This is a genomic window from Inhella proteolytica (assembly GCF_016093275.1).
Taxonomy (GTDB): domain Bacteria; phylum Pseudomonadota; class Gammaproteobacteria; order Burkholderiales; family Burkholderiaceae_C; genus Inhella; species Inhella proteolytica.
On record NZ_JAEDAK010000015.1, the window covers coordinates 68,128 to 90,471 of the forward strand.

At 67.3% G+C, this 22,344-nt stretch carries 24 protein-coding genes; 2 read left to right on the forward strand and 22 right to left on the reverse strand.

The genetic code is table 11. From position 1 onward, the window contains the following. Window positions 1–21 precede the first annotated feature (21 nt). The 4 genes from secB to I7X39_RS23730 all read right to left on the reverse strand — a co-directional run bounded on the left by secB (window position 22) and on the right by I7X39_RS23730 (window position 2,775). On the reverse strand, window positions 22–483 hold the full coding sequence (secB, locus tag I7X39_RS18295) for a protein-export chaperone SecB (protein ID WP_198112613.1): 462 nt from the start codon (window positions 481–483) through the stop codon (window positions 22–24). A 54-nt stretch (window positions 484–537) separates the two neighbouring features. After that, window positions 538–798 carry a glutaredoxin 3 gene (gene grxC, locus I7X39_RS18300; protein WP_198112614.1) on the reverse strand — a complete coding sequence of 87 codons (261 nt, stop codon included), beginning with the start codon at window positions 796–798 and terminating at the stop codon, window positions 538–540. Beyond that, window positions 795–1,172 (reverse strand): rhodanese-like domain-containing protein, encoded by a 378-nt coding sequence (locus I7X39_RS18305; RefSeq protein ID WP_198112656.1) that lies wholly within the window; start codon window positions 1,170–1,172, stop codon window positions 795–797. The genes grxC and I7X39_RS18305 overlap by 4 nt, the downstream gene beginning before the upstream one ends. Before the next feature lie 91 nt (window positions 1,173–1,263). Beyond that, entirely contained in the window at window positions 1,264–2,775 is a 1,512-nt protein-coding gene (locus I7X39_RS23730; protein WP_198112615.1) for a methyl-accepting chemotaxis protein, read from the reverse strand. A 162-nt stretch (window positions 2,776–2,937) separates the two neighbouring features. Here I7X39_RS23730 and gpmA point away from each other — a divergent pair, with 162 nt between their 5' ends. Beyond that, window positions 2,938–3,675, forward strand: a complete 738-nt coding sequence (gene gpmA / locus I7X39_RS18315; RefSeq protein ID WP_198112616.1) for a 2,3-diphosphoglycerate-dependent phosphoglycerate mutase — start codon at window positions 2,938–2,940, stop codon at window positions 3,673–3,675. On the opposite strand, the gene I7X39_RS18320 is transcribed toward gpmA, so the two are convergent. The 7 genes from I7X39_RS18320 to I7X39_RS18350 are packed head-to-tail and all read right to left on the reverse strand — an operon-like array spanning window position 3,657 to window position 9,719. Then, window positions 3,657–5,267 carry a GMC family oxidoreductase gene (locus tag I7X39_RS18320; protein WP_198112617.1) on the reverse strand — a complete coding sequence of 537 codons (1,611 nt, stop codon included), beginning with the start codon at window positions 5,265–5,267 and terminating at the stop codon, window positions 3,657–3,659. The two genes, gpmA and I7X39_RS18320, sit on opposite strands and share 19 nt — an antisense overlap. 5 nt (window positions 5,268–5,272) lie before the next feature. Beyond that, entirely contained in the window at window positions 5,273–6,004 is a 732-nt protein-coding gene (locus I7X39_RS18325; protein WP_198112618.1) for a lysophospholipid acyltransferase family protein, read from the reverse strand. After that, window positions 6,001–7,290, reverse strand: coding sequence for a dihydroorotase (locus I7X39_RS18330; protein WP_198112619.1), 1,290 nt, complete (start codon window positions 7,288–7,290; stop codon window positions 6,001–6,003). The genes I7X39_RS18325 and I7X39_RS18330 overlap by 4 nt, the downstream gene beginning before the upstream one ends. Next, the gene (locus I7X39_RS18335; protein WP_198112620.1) at window positions 7,287–8,249 is read right to left on the reverse strand and encodes an aspartate carbamoyltransferase catalytic subunit; all 963 of its coding nucleotides are present in this window, start codon (window positions 8,247–8,249) and stop codon (window positions 7,287–7,289) included. Before I7X39_RS18335 ends, I7X39_RS18330 begins: the two co-directional genes overlap by 4 nt. Continuing rightward, window positions 8,249–8,758, reverse strand: coding sequence for a bifunctional pyr operon transcriptional regulator/uracil phosphoribosyltransferase PyrR (pyrR, locus tag I7X39_RS18340; RefSeq protein ID WP_198112621.1), 510 nt, complete (start codon window positions 8,756–8,758; stop codon window positions 8,249–8,251). Before pyrR ends, I7X39_RS18335 begins: the two co-directional genes overlap by 1 nt. After that, complete coding sequence (gene ruvX, locus I7X39_RS18345) at window positions 8,755–9,144, reverse strand: Holliday junction resolvase RuvX (RefSeq protein ID WP_198112622.1); 390 nt, start codon at window positions 9,142–9,144, stop codon at window positions 8,755–8,757. Before ruvX ends, pyrR begins: the two co-directional genes overlap by 4 nt. Then, window positions 9,141–9,719: a YqgE/AlgH family protein gene (locus I7X39_RS18350; protein WP_198112623.1), complete on the reverse strand. Its 579-nt coding sequence runs from the start codon at window positions 9,717–9,719 to the stop codon at window positions 9,141–9,143. The genes ruvX and I7X39_RS18350 overlap by 4 nt, the downstream gene beginning before the upstream one ends. Before the next feature lie 34 nt (window positions 9,720–9,753). Between I7X39_RS18350 and I7X39_RS18355 the strand changes: the two genes are divergently transcribed. Beyond that, window positions 9,754–11,184, forward strand: a complete 1,431-nt coding sequence (locus tag I7X39_RS18355; protein ID WP_198112624.1) for a cryptochrome/photolyase family protein — start codon at window positions 9,754–9,756, stop codon at window positions 11,182–11,184. An 11-nt stretch (window positions 11,185–11,195) separates the two neighbouring features. Here I7X39_RS18355 and I7X39_RS18360 read toward each other — a convergent pair whose 3' ends face one another. The 11 genes from I7X39_RS18360 to I7X39_RS18410 all read right to left on the reverse strand — a co-directional run bounded on the left by I7X39_RS18360 (window position 11,196) and on the right by I7X39_RS18410 (window position 22,339). After that, window positions 11,196–11,723: a hypothetical protein gene (locus I7X39_RS18360; protein ID WP_198112625.1), complete on the reverse strand. Its 528-nt coding sequence runs from the start codon at window positions 11,721–11,723 to the stop codon at window positions 11,196–11,198. 75 nt (window positions 11,724–11,798) lie between these two features. Beyond that, complete coding sequence (locus tag I7X39_RS18365) at window positions 11,799–12,191, reverse strand: hypothetical protein (protein WP_198112626.1); 393 nt, start codon at window positions 12,189–12,191, stop codon at window positions 11,799–11,801. A 139-nt stretch (window positions 12,192–12,330) separates the two neighbouring features. Then, window positions 12,331–12,567, reverse strand: a complete 237-nt coding sequence (locus I7X39_RS18370; RefSeq protein ID WP_198112627.1) for a hypothetical protein — start codon at window positions 12,565–12,567, stop codon at window positions 12,331–12,333. Between the two features lie 45 nt (window positions 12,568–12,612). Further along, window positions 12,613–13,650 (reverse strand): type VI secretion system protein TssA, encoded by a 1,038-nt coding sequence (gene tssA, locus I7X39_RS18375; RefSeq protein WP_198112628.1) that lies wholly within the window; start codon window positions 13,648–13,650, stop codon window positions 12,613–12,615. A gap of 7 nt (window positions 13,651–13,657) precedes the next feature. Then, a complete protein-coding gene (locus tag I7X39_RS18380; RefSeq protein ID WP_198112629.1) occupies window positions 13,658–14,653 on the reverse strand; it encodes a hypothetical protein in 996 nt (331 codons plus the stop codon). After that, window positions 14,637–14,927, reverse strand: a complete 291-nt coding sequence (locus I7X39_RS23835) for a glycoside hydrolase family protein (RefSeq protein WP_375140803.1) — start codon at window positions 14,925–14,927, stop codon at window positions 14,637–14,639. The genes I7X39_RS18380 and I7X39_RS23835 overlap by 17 nt, the downstream gene beginning before the upstream one ends. 54 nt (window positions 14,928–14,981) lie before the next feature. Continuing rightward, window positions 14,982–16,016 carry a hypothetical protein gene (locus tag I7X39_RS18390; RefSeq protein WP_198112631.1) on the reverse strand — a complete coding sequence of 345 codons (1,035 nt, stop codon included), beginning with the start codon at window positions 16,014–16,016 and terminating at the stop codon, window positions 14,982–14,984. A gap of 57 nt (window positions 16,017–16,073) precedes the next feature. Continuing rightward, window positions 16,074–17,102 carry a type VI secretion system protein TssA gene (gene tssA, locus I7X39_RS18395; protein WP_198112632.1) on the reverse strand — a complete coding sequence of 343 codons (1,029 nt, stop codon included), beginning with the start codon at window positions 17,100–17,102 and terminating at the stop codon, window positions 16,074–16,076. Between the two features lie 11 nt (window positions 17,103–17,113). Then, a complete protein-coding gene (locus I7X39_RS18400) occupies window positions 17,114–17,806 on the reverse strand; it encodes a GAD-like domain-containing protein (protein ID WP_198112633.1) in 693 nt (230 codons plus the stop codon). Further along, window positions 17,790–19,319: a polymorphic toxin type 15 domain-containing protein gene (locus tag I7X39_RS18405; RefSeq protein WP_198112634.1), complete on the reverse strand. Its 1,530-nt coding sequence runs from the start codon at window positions 19,317–19,319 to the stop codon at window positions 17,790–17,792. The genes I7X39_RS18400 and I7X39_RS18405 overlap by 17 nt, the downstream gene beginning before the upstream one ends. Further along, window positions 19,316–22,339: a type VI secretion system Vgr family protein gene (locus I7X39_RS18410; protein WP_198112635.1), complete on the reverse strand. Its 3,024-nt coding sequence runs from the start codon at window positions 22,337–22,339 to the stop codon at window positions 19,316–19,318. The genes I7X39_RS18405 and I7X39_RS18410 overlap by 4 nt, the downstream gene beginning before the upstream one ends. Between the last annotated feature and the right edge of the window lie 5 nt (window positions 22,340–22,344).

Below are 22,344 nucleotides of genomic sequence, written 5' to 3' on the forward strand. Positions count from 1 at the left end.
CTTTCATTGTGCAGGGGTCAATCAGTTGGTCGTGGCACCGGCGGCCTGCTCGGCACGCGCCTGCTGCTGGGCTTCGAACATGGCCTGGAAGTTCACTTCCGTCAGCAGCACCGGCGGGAAGCCGGCGCGGGTGCACATGTCGGAGACGACGGCGCGCAGGTAGGGGTAGATCATCTGCGGGCAGACGATGCCCAGGATGCCTTCGAGCTGCTCGTCGGGCAGGTTGCGGATCTCGAAGATGCCAGCCTGCTTGGCCTCGATCAGGAACAGCACCTTGTCGTTGACCTTGGTGGTCACGGTGGCGGTGACGGCCACTTCGAACACGCCTTCAGCGACGGGCTGGGCGGCCAGGGTCAGGTTGATGTCGACCTGAGGTTGGCCCTGCTCCAGCAGGCTGGCGGGGGCGTTGGGTTGCTCCAGCGACAGGTCCTTCAGGTACATGCGCTGGATGTTGAACACGGGCTGGAGGTTGTCGTCGGACATGGAATGCTTTCGGTGGAGGGCCGGGGGATGCCCCGGCGGCAAAGCGCCGGATTATCAGGCGGCGTTCAGGAGTGGCAGCAGGCCGCCGCGCTGGTCCAGCGCCATCAGGTCGTCGCAGCCACCCACATGGGTGTCGCCGATGTAGATCTGCGGCACGGTGCGACGGCCGGTGCGCTCCATCATCTGGGCCCGTTGCACCGGGTCCAGGTCGATGCGGATCTCCTCGATCTGCTCGACCCCGCGCTGCTTGAGCAACTGCTTGGCGCGCACGCAGTAGGGGCAGACCTGCGTGGTGTACATCAGCACCTTGTTCATGCCGCGGCCACCTTCTCGGTCGGCAGATTGGCCTCGCGCCAGGCGTTCATGCCGCCTGCCACCACCACCACGTTTTCATGCCCGAGCTTGCGCAGCAGCTGGGCAGCACGATTGGCGCGCGCGCCGCTGACGCACAGCAGCACCAGGGGCAGGGTCTTGTTCGAGGGCAGGCCCTTGGCGCCGGCCTCGATCTGACCGAGCGGCAGGTTGCGTGCGCCGCTGGCATGGCCGGCGGCAAATTCGGCCGGCTCGGAGACGTCGATCAGCACCGCCTTCTCGCGGTTCATCAGGCGCACCGCCTCGGCGGTGGACACGCCATTTGTCTTGCCCGACAGGCTGGGCCACAGCAGAGCCAGGCCGGAGCCCAGGGCCATCAGCACCAAGAACCAGTTTTTGATCAGAAAGTCGAGCACGACGGCGCCCCAGGCAAAAAAGGGCGCGATTTTAGGAGGGCCGGTGGAACCCTCAGAGCTTGAAGGTCGAAACCGCCTGCTGCAGCCCCTGCGCCTGCTGCTCCAGGCTGCTGGCCGCGGCGGCGGCCTGCTCCACCAGCGCGGCGTTCTGCTGCGTCATCTGGTCGATCTGCATGATGGCCTCGTTGACCTGGCCGATGCCCTCGCTTTGCTCGCTGGAGGCCGCGGTGATCTCGCCAATGATGTCGGTGACGCGCTGCACGCTGGCCACGATCTCGCCCATGGTCTTGCCGGCGTCCTGCACCAGGCGGCTGCCGGATTCCACGCGCTCGACGCTGGCGCCGATCAGGCTCTTGATCTCCTTGGCGGCCTCGGCGCTGCGGCCCGCCAGCGAGCGCACCTCGCCCGCCACCACCGCAAAGCCGCGGCCCTGCTCGCCCGCCCGCGCCGCTTCCACGGCGGCATTCAGCGCCAGGATGTTGGTCTGGAAGGCGATGCCGTCGATGACACCAATGATGTCGGCGATCTTCTTGGAGCTGGTATTGATGTCCTCCATGGTGCTGACGACCTGGGACACCACGGCCCCGCCGCGCTGCGCCACCTCGGCGGCCGAGCCGGCCATCTGGTTGGCCTGACGCGCGGCATCGGCGCTGTGGCGCACGGCCTCGGTGAGCGTGCGCATGGTGGACGAGGTGGATTCGAGCGAGCCGGCCTGCTTTTCGGTGCGCACCGAGAGATCTTGGTTGCCGATGGCGATTTCCTGCGAGGCGGTGGTGATGGAGTCGGTGCCGCTGCGCACATTGCGCACGATGGCGGACAAGCCCTGTGACATGTCCTGCACCGCCGACAGCAGACTGCCGCTGGCGCCGGGCGCCACGCGGATGTCCTGCGACAGATCGCCCTCGGCCATGCGGTGGATCACGTCGCTGGCGTACTCGGGCTCGCCGCCCAACTGGCGCCAGACCATGCCGATCACCCACCAGCTGCCCACGCCCAAGGCCAGCACGATGACCACGCCCAGCGCGATCGTCAGGTAGACGCCGCGGCTCACGCCGTCACGCGCGCCAGCCAGGCCGGCATCGAAACCCTCGCGCGCCAACTTGCGGGCCTCGGCCAGGCTGGTGTTGAGCGACTTCAGCGTCTCCTGCATCGCCTTGACGGCCGCGTTGCTGTCGCCCTGGCGGATGTCCATCAGCGTCTCGGCTGCCGCGATGGCGCTGGTGTAGTAGGACTCGAAGTCCTTCGTCAGCTTGGCCGTGGTGTCGGCGTGGCGCGGCAGGGCCTTCAGGCTGGTGAGCAGCTTGCGCAGCTCGCCCGCCCGCTGCGCGGCCTCCTCCAGGCGCTTCTTCTCGCCTTCGGCCACGGCGCTTTGCACCAGCCCCACCAGCGCTTCCAAGTGGCCGCTGAATTGCGTGGTCTGGTCCATGTAGGGGTAGTCGGCATCGCCAACTTCCTGGATCACGGCCGAGGTGCGGGCGGACATCGCCACCAGCACGATGATGCCGAGCGCAAACAGCACCGCAGCACCCAGGGGCAATGTCCAGATACGGGTCTTGACCTTCATGAGATTCGCTCCAGTCAAAGGGCCTTGTGTGCCAGGCCTCTACCACCCTTTGCGCCGACTTTATGCCGGCCCTGCTTCGCGCTTGACCACCCGAAGCTTGGGATTTCCCCCGGGGCGCGCTTCCTAGAATCTGCCCCCTTGTTCCCTCACCCGTCTTTGACCATGCACAAGCTCGTCCTGCTGCGCCACGGCGAATCGACCTGGAATCTCGACAACCGCTTCACCGGCTGGACCGATGTGCCCCTGACCGCCACCGGCGTGGCCCAGGCCCAGGCCGCCGGCCAACTGCTCAAGGCCGAGGGCTACGACTTCGACATCGCCTACACCTCGGTGCTGAGCCGCGCCATCTGGACGCTCTGGCATTGCCTGGACGGTCTGGAGCGCACCTGGTTGCCGATCCGCAACGACTGGCGCCTGAACGAGCGCCACTACGGCGGCCTGCAGGGCCTGAACAAGACCGAAACCGCGCAGAAGTACGGTGACGAGCAGGTGCTGGTGTGGCGCCGTTCCTACGATGTGCCGCCGCCCCCGCTGGCCGCCGACGACCCGCGCAGCGAGCGGGGCGACCGCCGCTATGCCGGCGTGGATGTGCCGCTGACCGAGTGCCTGAAGGACACCGTGGCGCGCGTCATTCCCTACTGGAACGACGAAATCGCGCCCATGATCAAGAGCGGCCAGCGCGTGCTGATCGCTGCGCATGGCAACTCGCTGCGCGCGCTGATCAAGCACCTGGACGGCATCTCGGACAGCGACATCGTGGGCCTGAACATCCCCAACGGCATTCCGCTGGTGTACGAGCTGGATGCGGATCTGAAGCCGATCAAGAGCTACTACCTGGGTGACGCCGAAGCGATTGCCGCCGCGGCCGCCAAGGTCGCGAGTCAGGGCAAGTCGGCCTGATCCTGCAGCACGAAGCGCGCCGCCTTCTCCGCAATCATCAAGGTGGGGCTGGCGGTGTTGCCGCGCGTGATGCTGGGCATCACGCTCGCGTCGGCCACGCGCAGGCCGCTGAGGCCACGCAGGCGCAGGCGGGCGTCCACCACCGCGTCCGCATCGCCACCCATGCGCGCCGTGCCCACGGGGTGAAAGATGGTGGTGCCAATGTGGCCGGCCTGCTCGGCCAGTTCGGCATCGCTCTGGCAGGCCGGACCGGGCTTGAGCTCCTGCGGTGCGTACTTCGCCAAGGCGGGCTGGGCCAGGATGCGCCGCACCACGCGCAGCGCGTCGGCCGCCACTTGGCGGTCGTGTGCGGTGCTCAGGTAGTTGGGCGCAATGGCCGGAGCCTGCAGCGGGTCGGGTGAGCGGATCTGCACCGTGCCGCGGCTGCTGGGGTTGAGCTGGCAGACGCTGGCCGTGATGGCCGGAAAGGCATCCAGCGGCTGACCGAAGGCCGGCAGGCTGAGCGGCTGCACATGGAATTCCAGGTCCGGCCGCGCCTCTTCGGGCCGGCTGCGCGTGAACAGGCCCAGCTGCGAAGGCGCCATGCTCAAGGGGCCGCCACGGTGCAGCGCGTAATCCCACAGCATGCCCAAGCGCCCCGCCCAGCTGCGCGAAAGTGTGTTGAGCGTGCGCGCGCCCTGCACCTGATAGACCGCGCGCAGCTGCAGATGGTCCTGCAGGTTCGCGCCCACCGCCGGGCGCTCCAGCGTGATCGGAATACCCAGACGCTGCAGCAGATCCCCGGGGCCGATGCCCGAGAGCTGCAAAAGTTGCGGCGTGCCGATGGCCCCCAGCGCCAGCAGCACCTCGCGATGCACGCGCACCCGCACGCGCTGGCCCTGGTGCAGCACGTCGGCACCCTGGCAGCGGCCGTTCTCGATCCACAGCGAGAGCGCGGGTGTGTCCGTCCACAGGCGCAGGTTGCACCGGTTGCGCACGGGATGCAGAAAGGCCTGGGCGGCGTTCCAGCGCCAGCCAGCACGCTGGTTGACCTCGAAGTAGCCGACCCCTTCGTTGTCGCCGCCGTTGAAGTCGGCGGCGGGTGGTATGCCGGCTTGCTGCGCGGCCTGGATGAAATCCTCCAGGATGTCCCAGCGCAGGCGCTGGCGCTCGACACGCCATTCGCCACCCTGCGCGTGGCCGGCGCGCGGCTCGTGCAGGTCCTCATGGGCCAGGAAGTCGGGCAGCACCTGGGGCCAGTCCCATTCGGCGCTGGCCGTGGCGCGCGCCCAGTCGGCGTAATCACCGGCCTGGCCGCGCATGTAAATCATGCCGTTGATGCTGGAGCAGCCGCCCAGCACCTTGCCGCGCGGGTAGCGCAGCGCGCGCCCATGCAGGCCGGGCTCGGGTTCGGTGAAGTAGCCCCAGTCCAGGCGCGGATGGCCAATGGCCTTCAGGTAGCCGACCGGCACCTTGACCCAGGGCGAGCGGTCGGGCCCGCCGGCCTCGACGAGCAGCACCGTGTGGCGCGGGTCGCGGCTCAGGCGGTTGGCCAGCAGGCAGCCGGCGGTGCCGGCACCGAGCACGAGGAAGTCGACTTCCAGCGTGCCCATCGCCGCTACAGCTCGGCCTGGATGCGCTCGCGCGCCACTTCGGCCAACACGCGTCGCTCCAGGCCCTGCGTATCAATGGCCGGCAGGATCTTGAGTTCGGCCTGCAGCCCGCGCGACGTGGCGATGCGCCACACCGATTGCAGCAGCGTGGTCTGGCCGACGAACTGCGTGGCGCTGGCAAAGCGCTCGCCTGGCGCATGGAAGCGCAGCGCCAAGGGCTGCAGCGGGGCGTCCACCGTCACCGCCGCCTGCAGCAAGTTGGCGTGAAAGGGCAGCAGCTCCGGCCCGGTGCCGGTGGTGCCCTCCGGGAACACGGCCACGGTGTCGCCGGCCTTCAGGGCTTCCGCGCAGTGGTGCACCACGCGTAAGGCATCGCGCTTGCGCTCGCGTTCAATGAACAGCGTGCCGGCGGCGGCCACCATCCAGCCGATCAGCGGCCAATGCCGCACATCGGCCTTGGACACGAAGCGCGCCTGCGGCAGGGCCGCGTGCACGCAGGCGATGTCCAGCCAGCTGATGTGATTCAGCACGATGAAGCTGGCCGGCGCCACCGCCGCCTGCTGCTGCACGGTGAGCCGCAGGCCCAGGCAGCGCAACAGCCCGGCGCTCCAGTGCTGGATATGCCACTGGCGCCCCACCGCATCCCGGCGCGGGAACAGCAGCGCCAGCACGGCGATGCCCACGAACACATGGGCCACGACGCGCAGCAGGCGCCAGGCGCCGAGCAGCGCCCTCATTCGCCGCCGTGCACCTGCCGCCCGGCCACCCAGGTGCCCAGCACGCGGCCGGGCAGTTCCATGCCGCAGCGCTCGAAGGCAAAGGGCGTGTGCTTGGCGCGGCTGCGCAGGGCCTCGGCCGTCACGGGCCAGCGGGCGGCAGGGTCGAACAGGCACAGGTCCGCCGGCGCCCCTTCGCACAAGCGGCCGGCCGGGCTGCCCAGGACATCCGCCGCGCGGACGGTCAGCGGGGCCAGCGCCTGCTGCAAGCTCAGGCCGGCCTGATTGCCCCAGTGCAGGGCCAGGCCGAGCAGCAACTCCACCGCGCTGGCGCCCGGCGTGGCTTCGGCAAAGGGCAGGGCCTTGCCGTCGGCATCCACCGGCACATGGTCGGAGACCAGCGCATCCACGGTGCCATCGGCCAGTGCGGCGCGCAGGGCCTCGCGGTCGCGTTGCTGGCGCAGCGGCGGCTCCAGGCGCGCGGTGGTGTCGAAGAAACCGATGTCCTGGTCGATCAGGTGCAGCGAGTGCACCGACACATCGGCCGTGACGGCCAGGCCCTCGGCCTTGGCGGCGCGCAGCAGGGCCACGCCCTGCAAGGTGGAGAGGCGCTGCACATGCACCGCCGCGCCGGTGGCGCGCATCAGCTCAAAGAGGGTGTGCAGGGCGATGCTTTCCGCCATGGCCGGCACGCCGGAGAGACCCAGGCGCGTGGCCAGCGGGCCGCTGGCCGCCACGCCGCCGCTCAGGAAGGCATCCTGCGGGCGCAGCCACACCTTGTGACCGAAGCTGGCCGCGTACTGCAGCGCGCGCCACAGCACCGAGGTGTTGCGCACCGGCTTTTCAGCCTGCGCCAGGCCCACGCAGCCGGCCTGTGTGAGGCCGCCCATCTCGGCCAGCACCTCGCCAGTCAGGCCGCGCGTCAAGGCGCCCAGCGGCAGCACCCGGCTCAGGCCGGCGCGCTGGGTGCGCTGCATCAGCATCTCCACCAGGCCGGGTTCGTCCAGCACGGGGTCGGTATCGGGCGGGCACACCAGCGTGGTGACGCCACCGGCCACCGCCGCACGCAGCTCGGACTCGATGCCACCTTCCAGCGCCGAGCCGCTGCCACGCAGGCGCGCATGCAAATCGATCAGGCCGGACGCCAGCACCGCGCCCTGGGCGGGCACGCGTTGGTCCGGCGTGAAGCCCGCAGGCGCGGCGCCCACGCCGACGATGCGACCGTCATCCACGGCCAGGTCGCCCACGCGGTCCAGGCCGCTGGCGGGGTCGATCAGGCGTGCGCCCTCAAACAGAACCTTGCTCATGCTTCATTCCCTGCCAGGATGGCCATCACCGCCATGCGGACTGCAATGCCGAAGCTGACCTGCGGCAGGATCACGCTGTGCGGCCCATCGGCCACCGCCGAGTCGATCTCGACGCCGCGGTTGATCGGCCCCGGGTGCATGACGATGGCATCCGGCTTGGCCAGCTGCAGGCGCTCCTCGGTCAGGCCGTAGCGCTGGAAGTACTCGCCACTGCTGGGCAGCAGGGCGCCGCTCATGCGTTCGTTCTGCAAGCGCAGCATGATGACGACGTCGCAGCCGCGGATGCCCTCTTCCAAGTCGTGGCAGACGCGCACGCCCATCTCGCGCAGGTCGCCCGGCACCAGGGTCTTGGGGCCGACGGCGCGGATGTCGGGCACGCCCAGGGTGCTGAGCGCATGGATGTCCGAGCGCGCCACGCGCGAGTGCAGGATGTCGCCGACGATGGCCACCGACAGCTGCGTGAAATCGCGCTTGTAGTGGCGGATCGTGTACATGTCGAGCAGGCCCTGGGTGGGGTGCGAGTGGCGGCCGTCACCGGCGTTCACGACATGCACATGCGGGGCGCAGTGCTGGGCGATCAGGTAGGGCGCGCCCGATTCCGAGTGGCGCACGACGAACATGTCGGCGTGCATGGCGGACAGGTTGGCCACCGTGTCCAGCAGGGTCTCGCCCTTGGCCGTGGAACTGCGCGCGATGTCGAGGTTCAGCACATCGGCGCTAAGGCGCTTGGCGGCGATCTCGAAGGTCGTGCGGGTGCGCGTGCTGTTCTCAAAGAACAAGTTGAAGACCGATTTGCCGCGCAGCAGCGGCACCTTCTTGACGTCGCGGTCGCTGACCGAGACGAAGGTCGAGGCGGTGTCCAGGATGTGCTCGATGACGGCCTTGGGCAGGCCCTCGATCGAGAGCAGGTGGATCAGCTCGCCGTTCTTGTTCAGTTGCGGGTGGCGTTTGCTGAGCATCAGACGGTCTCCACTTCGAGGACGAAGGATTCACCGTCCTTCTTCAGGTGCAGGCGCTGGTGGGCCGGCAGGCTGATGCGCGCGGCGGCCAGCTCGGCCTGCATGGGCAGCTCACGGCCGTTGCGGTCCACCAGCACGGCCAGGGCCACGCGGGCTGGGCGACCGAAGTCGAACAGCTCGTTCAGCACCGCGCGCGTGGTGCGGCCGGTCCAGAGCACGTCGTCGATCAGCAGGATGGGCGCGCCGTCAATGGACTGCGTGAGCTTGGTCGCATCGGCGGTGGCGGCCAGGCCGCGGGCGCCGAAGTCGTCGCGGTGCAGGCGGCTGCTGATCACGCCCGGGCTGCCGGGTCGGCCCAGATCGCGCTGCAGGCGCTCGGCCAGCCAGGCGCCGCCGCTCCAGATGCCGACCAGCTGGGCACCCACCCAGTCCGGGCGCGTCAGAAAGGCGCGAACCTGCGTCAGCAGCTCCGCGTACAGGGTTTCGGCGTCCAGCGCCAAGGCACTCATGCTGCGTGCTCCCGCATGTATTGCTCCAGGATCAGGGCCGCCGCGGCGGCGTCCACATCGCGCGCCCCGTAGGACTCGGCCTCGACGCTGGTGTAGCGCTCGTCGACCTCGAACACGGGCTTGTGAAAACGGCCTCTGAGGGAGGCCGCGAATTTTTGGGCTGCCGCCGTCATCGCGTGCGGCGCCCCGTCGGGGTGGCGGGGGATGCCCACCACCAGGGCGTCGGGCTGCCATTCCTTCAGCAGGGCCTCGATGGGTGCGAACACCGCCTTGCCCTGGGCATGCAGCGTGGTCAGCGGCGTGGCGGTGCCGGTCAGGCGGTTGCCACTGGCCACACCCACGCGCTTGAGCCCAAAGTCAAAGGCCAGCAAGCTTTGCGGACTCATGCGTGCCCAGCCTCTTGGCTGAGCATGCGCGGGTCGATCCCCAGCAGGGCCAGGGCCTTTTCGTAGCGCTGCTCCACCGGGGTGTCGAAGATCAGCTCGGGCTTGGCATCCACTGTCAGCCAGCCGTTGCGACCGATCTCCTCTTCCAGCTGGCCGGCACTCCAGCCGCTGTAGCCCAGCGTGACCAGCAGCTTGCGCGGGCCGGCGCCATGGCTCAGGGCCTCCAGCACATCGCGGCTGGTGGTCATCTCCAGCCCGCCGGGGATGGCCAAGGTGGCGTTGTAGTGGCCGCCCTCCTCATCCAGGCGCTCGTGCAGCACGAAGCCGCGCTCGGTCTGCACCGGCCCCCCGAAGTACACCGGCGTGCCCTTCAGGTCCTCGCGTGCCAGACTCAGATCGACCTTTTCGAACAATCCGTCCAGCGTCAAGTCGATCGGCTTGTTGATAACCAAGCCCAGCGCGCCCTGGTCGTTGTGCTCGCACAGATAAACCACCGCCCCCGCAAACGTGTCATCGGCCATGCCGGGCATGGCGATCAAAAACTGGTTGGTGAGGTCCATCTCGGCCTTGGGCATGGGGGCATTCTATTGAGGGCGACACTCGCGCCCCATGGCAAACCCTGAGCCCACCCTCGTCTGGCTGCGCCGCGACCTGCGCCTGCACGACCACGCCGCCTTGGAGCTGGCCTGCCGTAGCGGCGCCCCGGTGCTGCTGGCCTTCGTGTTCGACACCGAGATCCTCGACGCCCTGCCGCGGCACGACCGGCGCGTCGAGCTGATTCACTGCGCCCTGCAGGAACTCGAAGCCCAGCTGCGCGAGCGCGGCTGCGGGCTGATCGTGCGCCATGGCCGCGCGCGTGAGTGGATTCCGCAGCTGATGGCTCAGATCGGTGCCACGCGCCTGGTCTACGCCCACGACGACGACCCTTTCGCGCTGACGCGCGACCAGGCGGTGCGCGCTGCGCTGCCGCTGGGCGTGCAGGTGGAGTCAGTACAGGACGTGACCGTGTTCGAGCGCCGCGAGCTGCTCACCGGCCAGGGCCGGCCCTACACCGTGTTCACGCCCTACAAAAACGCCTGGCTCAAGGCCCTGCAGGCCGAGCGGGCGGAACGCCTGGCCGAGCGCACACCGCAGCTGCAACAGCTGGCGCCCTCCCCGCTGGCCACGGGCCTGCCCAGCCTGCGCGAGCTCGGCTTCGAGCCCACCGACCTGGACGCGCGCTTTCGCGGCGGCGCGCGCCAGGCCCGCGAGCAAGCGGCCGAGTTCCTGCACGAGCGCCTACATGCCTACGCCGAGCGCCGTGACTTCCCGGCCCAGAAGGGCCCGAGCTACCTGAGCCCGGCGCTGCGCTTCGGCCTCGTCAGCGTGCGCGAGCTGGCCCGCGCCGCCTGGGCCCGGCACGACGAGCCCGGCGCCGCCATCTTCTTGAGCGAACTGATCTGGCGCGACTTCTATCACCAGGTGCTGCACCACCACCCCGGCGTGGTGGACGGCCCGCTGAAGCCCGAGTACGCCGCCGTGCAATGGGAACAGGGGCCGCAGGCCGACTCCCATTTCCAGGCCTGGTGCGAGGGCCGCACCGGCTACCCGCTGGTGGACGCCGCCATGCGCCAGCTCGCCCGCACCGGCTACATGCACAACCGCCTGCGCATGGTCACCGCGAGCTTCCTGTGCAAGAGCTTGGGAATCGACTGGCGCCGCGGCGAAGCCTGGTTCGCCGAGCAACTGCTGGACTTCGAACTGGCCAGCAACAACGGCGGCTGGCAATGGGCCGCCAGCACCGGCTGCGACGCCCAACCCTGGTTCCGCATCTTCAACCCGGTGACGCAGAGCGAGAAGTTCGACGCACAAGGTACGTTCATTCGCCGCTATGTGCCCGAGTTGGCGGAACTGCCGGAAGCCGCCATTCACGCGCCCTGGGCGGCGCGGCCGATCGAATTGGGAGGGTTGCGGCTGGGGGTGGATTACCCGCTGCCGCTGGTGGACCACGCCGAGGCGCGGGGGCGCACGCTGGCGCGCTACGGTGTGCTCAAAGCCTGATCCCCGTGGCTTCAGCCGAAACCACGCCGCGGCGGAAAGGGCTTGTGGCAGTGCGGGCAAACCCGGGCGAACAGGCCGAGATTGCGTTCGGGATCTGAGTCCCAGAGCCGCACATCGCAGGCCGGACAGTGAAGGATGCGCATCCACCGGCCCACACACCAGTAGCCCAGCAGGAACACGAAGCTGCAGAGCAGAAAGCCGCAGAGCAGCTCGGCGCCTGTCGGCACGCTGTCGAGCTCCATGGCGGTCCAGATCACGGCGGCGAAAGCCAGCAAGGCGGCCAGCATCACCGCCAGATAGGCGCGGCGTCGCTGGCGAAGCTCCCGGTACTGCGCTTCAGTCAACGTGGGAAATGACGCTGGCAGAGCGAGCGGCACGGGATCGTGAACATGGACATTCATCCTTGGGCTCGGCTCAAGGCCGCTCGACGCAGAGCCCTCGACTTGATTGCCCTTGGAGACGGGCTGGCTGGTCCGAGCGCGCTTGGCGCGCGTCCTTGGCCGACCGCCGGGCGCGAGCGGAATCTGTTTTTGCTTCATGGGCAAATCAGGCTTCGTCAGGCGCTTGCGCCAATGGGGCATCCCATCTCGGCACTAGGTTCCTACAGATCACGCTCAGTTCAGACCTCCTACTGCGTCGACCCGAGATGTCGAGCTCGGGTGCGCCTCAGATCGGCTGGGCACCTCGGTGCGTCCCTCATTCGCAATGCGCTGCCGTTCAAGGTAAATGCCATAACAGGCCCGGACCTCCGAGATGCCGTACCGCACTCGGCAGAACTCCGCGAACTCGCTCTTGACGGGCGGAGTCAGGCTTGCAAAGGGTTCGACGTCACATTCGCCACACACTGCAGGGTTTCGGTAGATGACCTGCAGCGTCGGCATCTGCTTGACGAACAGCTCGTACTCGGTCCCGTGCTCGCGGGGCGTCTCTTCAATGCCAAGGATGAGCCCGAGGAGCGCCACGAACAAACTTCCGCAACCCCAAGCAGCCTTGTGTTGCGGCTTCATTGCGGCCCCGCCGCACGCGTCCGTTTGCGCAGCAGGCTCACGAGTGCCACCCCGTGCAGGAGGCGTTGTGCCGCGCTCGTCAGCATGCCTGGCGCTTGTCGGACTCAGGCAGTCTCGACAGCACCTGGATCCATTCCATTCAGTCTTCCAATTTGCGCACGACGTAGCCAAGCAGCATGAGGGCCCCGGCCCCCAGGCCCCAGCCCAGGCCGGGCTGCATGTGGAAGGCGCGGTAGGCAGCCACCATGCAGCACAGGGCAGCACCAAGCTGGCAGCCGATGAAGTGCCAGGGCACTTTTTGGGTCGGAGACGAATACTCGGGCAGCAGGCCCAGTGAGGGCTGGGTCGGGAGCGGGGCTTTGTGTTCTTCGGTCATGCTGCAGTTCGATCGTTTGGGGTGTCAGGGTGTCCGCGGCAGCACCTATTGGCCGCTGCCCGGATCCACCCCCAGCATCTCGTCCAGGCTGCCCAGCACGCCCTGGTCCTTGACCACTTGGCGCAGCCAGGCGTGCAGGGGCATCTCGCCCCAGCGGGCCGCCTTCTCGGCCAGATAGGCCACCGGGCTGTGCGGCTCGGTGCGGCGGAAGTAGGCGGCGACTTCCTGCAACTGGGCCAGGGCCTGGGTGCGGGATTGGATGGGGCCGGCGCGGACAGTTGCCACAGGCGCGGCCACGCCGGGTTCGTCCGACGCTGCCACGGCTTCACCCGCCGTGGGCGACGCGGTGCCCAGCCCCGCATCGCGGCCCAAGCGGCGCAGTTGGTCGGCGGCGTTCTCCAGCGCCTTGCGCGCACCCGCAAAGCCCGGGCCTTCGTCGCCAAGCCGTTGGTCCAGTTCGGCTTGCAGGGCCTGCAGCGCGCTGCGGGCGCTGTCCAGCGCCGCCAGTTGCTGGTCAAAGGCAGCCAAGCCGGCCTGCGCCACGGCGCGTTGGATCGCGGCCCAAGTGGGTGGGACGTCGGAGCTGCCCTCCGGTTGCGGCAGGCTGCCATGCTGGCGTGCGTGATCAATGTCGCGCAGGCCGAGCTTGAGGCGCCCGATGGGGATGACGGGAGCGATCGGCGCGAGTTCTTCGACGCGCTTGAGCGTCCAGGCCAGGGCACCGACGCGCTCTTCGAAGTCACCGCCATCGGCTTGGGGGTGCACGCCGTCCCAGAAGCGGCGGATGAGTTCGAGCGTGAGGCTCAGACCATCGGCCAGGCCGGGCAGGCCTTGCACACGCGCGGCGGCATCCAGCCACCAGCCGGCCACGCGCAGGTCCTTGGTCTGGTGGGCCAGCAGGTCTTCGCAGGCGCGGATGACGGCGGGCCAGTCGGCCTGCTTGAGTTCGGTGACCCATTCGCCCTGGGCGAGCGTAGGGTCGTCTTCGCGGCGCAGTTCGGCAATGGCATCGAAGGCGGGGGAGAAGCCGAGGTCGGGGCCGGTGGTCAGAGCTTCGGAAACGGGGCCAATCAATCGTTCCATCGTCCTGTCACCGTGTGAACTTGCCGCTGGGCAACAAGGTGTACGGTGGCTCGTACCGGCTGTTGCAGCACACCAATTGGACGTCCAGTTCACAGCCCTCGTTAAGCTGATCTGTGACGACACCGTCCTTCACCACCAAATAGACGCCTGACATGGGGTCGCGAGCCTCGCCACGCCCTTCAAGATCCTCCACCCTGAGCACCCACATGCCCGGATGGGCACGAAACACCAGGAAGACGGGATGAAGGCCATTCTGTACCGGGTTGGCGTAGTCGCCAGATTCGTTTCTGCCGCCCCACTTTGGGTAGTCGTGGGATCCGACGAGCTTCGCCAGCGGCTCCCGTGAGCCGCGTGTGGCGGTGTACGCCCAAAACCGGGGAGCGCAGGACGCCGGCGCCTTCGGCACACCTTTGACGAGGCGAATTTTTTGCTCGCAGTTCTCGGCGAACTGGGCTGGGCTGAAGGGAAGCTGAGTGACCTGCAATCCAAGCAGCAGATCAGGGGCAGGAGCCGAGCCTCCCGCTGCAACCTCGACCCACTTTAGACCATGAAAAACACTGCTCGCCCCAACCATCACGGCCTTGCCGTTAGCCAGCAGCAGACTACTAGCCACGTAGGGGCACATAGGGCTGGCCTCGACATCGAAATACCTTGGCGACTCGCCGAGCTTGAAGTTGAAGCGCTTCGCCAAGAAACGTTCAATTTCGGCGATCTTCAGGCCGGACTTCAATAGAAGCTGGAATGGAGCGCCCGGGTAATAGGGCTGCTCCTTGAACTCCAGTTCACAGTTGGCGCTGACCTTGGCTCGGTTGTTCTGCACCAGCCAGGATCGGATGGGCAGCGGCTTCGCAGGATTCTTTTCATCCTCAATGTCTGCTGTCTGTTCGAGGCTGAACTGACCGTTCAGTGCAAATCGGGCGCTGGGCTCTTGGGCAGGCGCCGCACTAGGCAGACCGGTCAGAATTGCCAGCAGAAGCCAGACGGTTTCAATGCGTCGAGTCATAAACCTTGTTCCTAAACATCTTCATTTCGCCCTTGCGCCGCGCCACCAAGCCCGCGACACCGCCGTTCGTGATATCTGCGAACTCATCGCAGCAGCCCGAGTAGTCACGGGTGTTGAGCTTGGACAAAGGATTGGGGCACTTGCGAAAGCCGCCCAGGTTGAATATCAGGCTGACCCAAGCGTCGTATTCGTGTTGGAAGAGCGGCTCTCGAACCGCCCTCTTCACTGAGCTGCCAGCGTCTTCTGCTTCATGCCGACATCGGCGCCGCCTCACCGTCAGTGCTCAAGACTCGCTTTTATGGAGATGGGCGACTTTTGCAGCGTTGCCCTAACGAAGCTCCACAGCCTCAATAAAGGGGAGCCATGCGGCACGGAGTGAAGTGTGGTGCGCCGGGTCTGCGTAGTAGTTCGTCAAGCACTTCGAACGAGCCTGACAAAAGTTGCCGAGGTGATCGACGTTGGGATCGGCCAATTCAGCTTGCGGCGGGTCGGTGTATGTCAGCGGGCATTGGCTGGCTTCCAGGCCCAGTTCCGCAGGGTTGACATGCACGGTGGCAAAGACCCGACCCCGCCGCAGGCTGTAGACCGCGCTGATCTCGCTTCCACAGTAGTCCTGAGCGAAGCCCCCGATATGAAGACGAACTTGCTCCCACGGTCCGCCACCTGGAAGGCTGACGCTGACCGCTGCGCTGAACGCCGCATTGAGGTCGGCCAGACGAGAGATGAGTCTGGGCTCGTCCAATGAGTTGCTTTGCCAGTTGGGGTCGTCCAGGTTGGCAGTGCGTAGCCACAAGGTCTCTCCTCCAGGCCCGGGAATCAGAAAGGTGCGCGCGTTCAAGTCTCCCCCAATCCCGCCACAAGCTTCGTCCTCGTAGTGCAACCGTTCGTCCGCCGAGGTCACGAATTCGGGTTGGGCACATTCCCGTTTGTCTGGCAGGTCATCACTCAACCTTCTCGAGGATTCTTCGCTTTGCGGAGGACTTGCGTCGGAGTCATTGCTGGCCAACTCGGCATGGGACGCAAGACGCTCGGTCACCAAGAACCCGACCGCTAGAGCAGCACTCGCGAGAGTGACCGCAACCGCCGCAACCAGCGGCTTGCGCCGCTTGCGTGGACTGCGCAACTTGGCGGCCAGAGCAAGGCCTGCGCAAGCCAAGAACGCGAACACCGACAACCCCATGAGGGCAGCGGCGACTTGGTCCAACGGCGGCTCCGTCCCTCTTTGCCCACCACCAGTTACCTGGGCTGCGGCGCCCGCCAACCAGACAAAGAAGGTTCCGATTGAGGTCACAAGAAGCAATGCGCCGAAGAGGAACAACCTCGCGATCCACTCCGAATGCTTGCGTTCAACCAGGACTTCCATATCACAGGGTCGATTGATTCGATCGTTCCAAAGAGCCGTGCACGCCTGGTCAGGCGCTCATTGGCCGGCCAACGGATCCACACCGAGCATCTCGTCCAGGCTGCCCAGCACGCCCTGATCCTTGACCACCTGGCGCAGCCAGGCATGCAAGGGCATTTCGCCCCAGCGCGCCGCCTTCTCGGCCAGGTAGGCCACGGGGCTGTGCGGTTCGGTGCGGCGGAAGTAGGCAGCGACTTCCTGCAACTGGGCTAGAGCCTGGGCGCGCGATTGGATGGGGCCTGTGCGGGAGCTGCCGCTGCTGGCGGGCGCGCTGAGTTCTTCGGATGGGGCTTCGGTGTCAGCTGCTGCGCTGGACGCAGTGCCAAGGCCCGCATCACGCCCCAGACGACGCAGTTGGTCGGCAGCGTTCTCCAGCGCCTTGCGCGCCCCCGCGAAGCCCGGGCCTTCGTCGCCCAGGCGTTGGTCCAGCTCGGCCTGCAGGGCCTGCAGTGCGCTGCGGGCACTGTCCAGCGCCGCCAGTTGCTGGTCAAACGCAGCCAAGCCGGCCTGCGCCACGGCGCGTTGGATCGCGGCCCAAGTGGGTGGGACGTCGGAGCTGCCCTCCGGTTGCGACAGGCTGCCGTGCTGGCGCGCATGGTCGATGTCGCGCAGGCCGAGCTTCAGGCGGCCGATGGGGACGACGGGAGCGATCGGCGCCAGTTCCTCGACGCGCTTGAGCGTCCAGGCCAGCGCGCCGACGCGCTCTTCGAAGTCACCGCCGTCGGCTTGGGGGTGCACGCCGTCCCAGAAGCGGCGAATGAGTTCGAGCGTGAGGCTCAGGCCATCGGCCAGGCCTGGCAGGCCTTGCACACGCGCGGCGGCGTCCAGCCACCAGCCGGCCACACGCAGGTCCTTGGTTTGCTGGGCCAGCAGGTCTTCGCAGGCGCGCAGCACGGCTGGCCAGTCGGCGACCTTCAGTTCGGTGACCCAGTCGCCTTGAGCGAGCGTGGGGTCGTCCTCGCGGCGCAATTCGGCGATGGCGTCGAAGGCGGGGGAGAAGCCGAGGTCGGGGCCGGTGGAGGTTGCACCGCCGAGGGCTTCAATCAAGTCCTCAGGCTTCATCCGAAAGCCTTGCCCGCCAAGCCGGCTCGGTCCAGGATTTCGCGGTCAGCCAACTGAGCCAGCAAGTCGAGGTGAACAAAGATGTTGCGCTTCTTGAGGTGATTGAGCGAGTTGTCTCCACCGAGGAACAGAGCCGGCTCAAACGCAAAAACCTCATCTGGCTCTAACGGGCCGTCCCGGGCGATAGCCGCTTCAAACAGGGATTCGCCTGCCACCTTCCGATCGCATGAGTCAAGACTGCGCCCTGCAAAGAACCAGCGAATGGAGCGATCTGCATGGCCTTCGGCGATGTGATTTTGAGCCCCGCGCTTTTGAATCACCCAGCCATCAGGCGCGTCGATCAAGTACCGATAGCCAGTCTTCTCGCCCCATAGCAACAGCTCACCGAATCCACTGCGTGCGATGACGTAGAAGGCGTCCTCCTCCATCGCGGGTGTATCGCCAATCCATGCCTCCAGCGCCGACTCGTAGTCGTCTGGGTTGGTGATCCAAAACAGGCCGTTCATGAAGCCACTAAAGCCAAGGTCGCGCCAATACATCAGCAGTTGGTCGGGCAATTTGCCTCGGAACTTCTCAATAACCGCCGGCTCGGCGCGAACTCGCTGGGTGGGTTGCCCAAACTTTTCTAGAAAGTAGGCAATGTCCTCGTCCATATTCATCTCAAGTTCCTCTTTATCTGCACCGTTCAAGCTTGACATGCATAGGTGTGTTGGGTCCGTGGTCAGCCAACGCCTTTCGTGCCGCCTCATCCATCACTTCCAGCCGGCCGCCCTTGGGCCACTGGGAGCCAATGGAAGAGTTCACGCCACGGTCGCCCATGCGCATGTGGGTAGCGCCAGACGCACCAGAGCGACCTGGGTCGTGACCGCCCGCAATCATGTCGGGGTCGTGGAGAGCGGCCAGCGAGGCCATGACTTCGGTGGCCTTTTCGATCGCCGCTGCTTCCGCAGCCCTACCACTCAGGCCCCTGGCGCGGTTCGACTCTTCGACGGACTCCTTAATCTCGTCGAACATCTTCTGCCGCGCCGCCTCCTGCGCCTTCCCCGTCCCAGCGCGCTGCACCTGCTCATATCGCTGCCGGTTCTCCAGGTACTCCTGCACGGTGAGCTTGTTCAGGCCCTCCTCCTGAGCCTTGAGCTGCTCGAAGTACTCCTTCTCCAGCTTCTTGGGGTCGCCCTTCCAATTCTTTTTGAGGTCATCGCCCGGCTTGAAGCATTTGGGCTTGGCCGGCTCCATCTTGCTGCCTTTACCCGGCGGCTGCTTGGGCGGCTCTGAGCCACCACCGCCCGTCTTGGGCTGTCGGGGATGTTCGGGGTGCAGGTTGGCCTCCGGCTTCACGCGCGGCGGCGGCCCCTTGGGCGGGCTGGTGCCGCTGGGCGTGCCCAGCGGGTTCTGGCTCATGCTCGGCACGCGCTGCGGCTCGGCCACGATAGGCCTGGCCATAGGCGCCGGGATGCCCGCTGTTGCGGGCCTTGGGCTGTGCGGCAAAGTTTCGGCCAGCACCTGCTGCAAGCGGATGTCCAACTCGGCCAGGGCTTTGGGAATGTTGGCCATCGCTGCCTGCTGTACGCCGTAAAAGCGCCGCTCCAGGTCCGCCAGCTTGGCCAGCACGTCATCCAGCATCTTGAAGGCGTTGACCTTGAGCAGTTCGGCGCGCACGCGTTGAATCACACCGATGAGCTTGCCGATGAACTCGCTAACGTACTTCGTCAGTGCCTGACCGTACTGGCGGAACTTGATGTCCCGCAGGACTTTGAGGATGTCGCCCTTGATGAAGCGGCGCAGGAAGCCCACGACCTCAACCAGTGCTTGACCCTTCTTGATAAGCAGCAGGCAGACCGCACGCAGCGCGGCGGCGGCCTCGCTGCCGGCAATGCCGCCGATGATGGCGCCCACGCCGGCTGCGGCTGCGCCAGCGGCGGCGGCCAGCACGGGCAGCACCAGGGGCACCGCGCAGGCTACCAGCAGCATCCACTCTTCGGTCTTCTCGCGCCGCTCTTCGTGCTGGGCCAGGCGCAGGATGACGGCTGTCAGGTCGCGGGCGCTGGTGACGATGACCACGCCGGGAATGAAGCTGACCAGCATGTCGGCCACCACGGCGGAGAGGTCGCGGTTGTCCTGGAACTCACCCAGGATGACCTGCTTGAGCCAGTCCAAGCCACCAACCACGCGGCCCCACACCTCGTCCAGGATGTCGCTCATGCAGCGCTCCCGAGCGTTCCCGCTTCAAACAGCTTCAAGATGTCCTCGTCCACTTCCATCTGGACGACGGCTTCGGGCTTGTTGGGGTCCAGCCCATAGACCACTTGCACCACGCCACAGGTGACACCGCTCAACCGCGCCAGACCGGACTTGTCGGTGGCACCACGTCGCTGGCTGCCATCGGGCAGCGTGGCGGTGTAGGGCAGGTTGGGGATGGGGGTGCCGTCGGGGTAGAGGCGGCGGAACTCCAGGTCGGTTGGCTTGAGCTTGCCCACGCGCGGCAGGGTGACCGAGGCCGCCCCTCCCGCCACGCCAGTGAGGTCATCCAAACTCGCCTGGAAGTGCACGGTGCCACTGCTGTACAGCGTGATGTTCCCCGGCTGCAGCTCAATCGCACTGCCCCCGGCCGCGAACAGCACCTTCTTGGGCGCCACGATCTTGACCATGGCGTTGGTGCTGTTGACCTGCAGCTCCTTGTCCGCATGCACCATCACCTTGGCCTTGAGCGCTCCCACGTGGACGCTGCCCTGCGCCGCGTGCATCGCAATACCCGTCTGCTGCGTCGGCTTCTTGGGGTTCTCGGCGCGGCCGTAGGTGTAGAGAGTCAGGTCGCCTTTGACCGTGAGGGCGGCGTGGCCTTGGGCCAGGCGTTGCAGGTCTTGCCCCGCCACCAGGCTGTGGGTGTGCCCGGCGCTGGAGATCAGGTTGGCGGGCGTGAAGCGGGTGACGCCGACCGGGCTGCTGGTGAGCAGATCGGGGCGCGTCCAAGCGGTGATGGTGCCGCTGCCGCCGCCATAGCTCTCGTCCTGCCCTTCGCTGCGGCTTTGCTCGCCCTGCAGACTTTGCGTGAAGCCCCGGAAGGCTTCTTCGTTGGGCAGGCGCGGGGCCTCCTTGGTTTCGTCCGGGAAGGGCTTCGGTAACGACTTCTCGGCCTTGCCCTTGGCCTGGTGCGCCTGCGCGCTATGGGCCAGGGTGTGCAGCAGCTCGTGCGCGCTCTGCAGTTGCTGCAGGGGCTCGCGGCTGTCCATCTGGCGGGCCTGGCTGAAGCTGCTGGGCTTGGCGTGGGTGCTGATCAAGAGTCCTGAACCCGCGCGCACGGCGCCAAGGCTGTCGGTCTTGAGGTCGAAGCCGTGGCCGCGCAGGTTCAGGCGCTGGTTGTCGTCCTGGTGGATCAGGCTGCCGAGCTGCAGCCTTGTCTTGACCTGGCTGGTGCTCAGCTCCAGGCGAGCCGCGCCGGGGCTGTCGTCGAAGACGAGTTGGTTGTAGCCGCCCAGGCCGGTCTTGCTGGTGGCCAGTTCCTGGGTCTTGATGCCTGAGAGGACGTGCGGGTGCTGGTGGGCCTGCAGCTTGCCCTTGGCCTGGTCGCCGGGGAACCATTGCGGAGCGTCGCCGGTGGCAGTGGCCGCGCCCTCTGGCGTCTTGGCGCCTTGGGCGTTGGGCTGGCCTTCGCTGTTGTAGACGCTGCCGACGACGATGGGGCGATCGATGTCACCCCCCTGGAAGGCGACGAGCACTTCCTGTCCGAGGCGCGGCACGTGCACAGCGCCCCAGTTCGCGCCGGCCACGCGGGCGGCCACGCGCACCCAGGTGAAGCTGGCGGAGTTGGCGGGGGCGTTGTCGGCTCGGCTGGGGTGGTCCAGGCGGTGGCTGCTCTGGCTGCCGCGCTGCCAGTGGAACTGGACCTTGATGCGGTGGTCGCGCTCGGTGTGGGTGGGCTCGCCCTCGCCCACCACCACGGCGGTTTGCAGGCCGGTGACGGTGGGGCGCTTGAAGTGCTGCGGCCCGGGGCCAGGGCGGTAGCTCTGCTCGAAGGGCTGCCAGAGCAGCTCGACGTGATGCAGGGGCTCTTCGCTTTCGTTTCGGAGCGGGCCGGCGCCCTCGCCAAAGCGCTCGCCATGTTCGAGCAGGGCATCCAGCGCCAGCAGGCCGGCGCGCAGGTCGGCGCTGACGTTGTTGCGGGCCTGGTGGTAGCTGGCGGTGATGAGGAGCTCGCTGCCCGCCTCGCGGGGGTGTTCGAGCAGGGTGAAGCGGGTGCCGGGTTCGGCCTGGCGCCAGGGGCCGGCGGCGCGCACTTGGGCGGCGTGGCTCTGCAGGGCTTCGAGCTGGCGGTCGAGCAGGCGCTGACCGTCGGCCTGGGTGGGATAGGCGTAGGCCCCGGGGATGTCGGCCAGCTCCAGCGGGAGCGGGGCGGCGGCTTGGCTGCTCACGGGGCGCAGTTGGGTGCTACGGTGGTCACGGCTGGCCCAGTGCAGCTGATTCACATGACTGCGCCGGCGGCTGTGCACCTGGGTCAGGCTGTCTTCCTTGAACACCGAGCCGCTCTGCGTGTAGCGCACCTGGGCCTTGGCGTTGGTGGGGAAGGCGTCGTTGTGGTCGCTCAGCACCAGGGTGTGGGTGTCGCCCTCGTGCTCCCAGCGGTAGGCGATGCCTTCTTCGCGCAGCAGGCGCTGCACGAAGTCGAGGTCACTCTCGTGGTACTGGATGCACAGGCTGCGCTTGGGGTAGACCGACGGGTCTTCGAGCTCCCAGCGCCAGGCGGGCGTGAAGCCGGCGTGGGCCGGGTCGCCGAACACGGTGTCGACGATCTCGGGCACCGTCAGGTCCTGGAAGACATAGGCGTCCACGCGGTGGCGCAGGAAGGCGAGCCAGGGTTCGAGGGTGAGCCGGTAGCGCGCCAGGCCGCCGTCAGAGCCCATGAAGCGGCAGCCATGCACGCGCGCGCTCCAGCTGCGCGGACCTTGCTCGGTCAGCAGTTCCAAGCGCACGCTCTGCGCCATCAGCTGCTTGGTTTCCAGGTGGCCGTCGGGGCTGAGCGCGTCCACCTCCAGGCGCAGGCCGGCGGCATCAGCCCAGTCCTGCGGGCAGTCCTTGGGCAGCTGCGGGTGTGGACCGATCGCGTCCAGGATGCGCGCCTTTTCCGCCACCAGCAGGTTCTCTCCCAGCGGCGTGTGCAGCTTGAGCAGGCGCTGGTTCTGCGTCAGCGGCCCGAGCAAGCTGTTGATGAGTGCCTGGATGTTCATGCGCC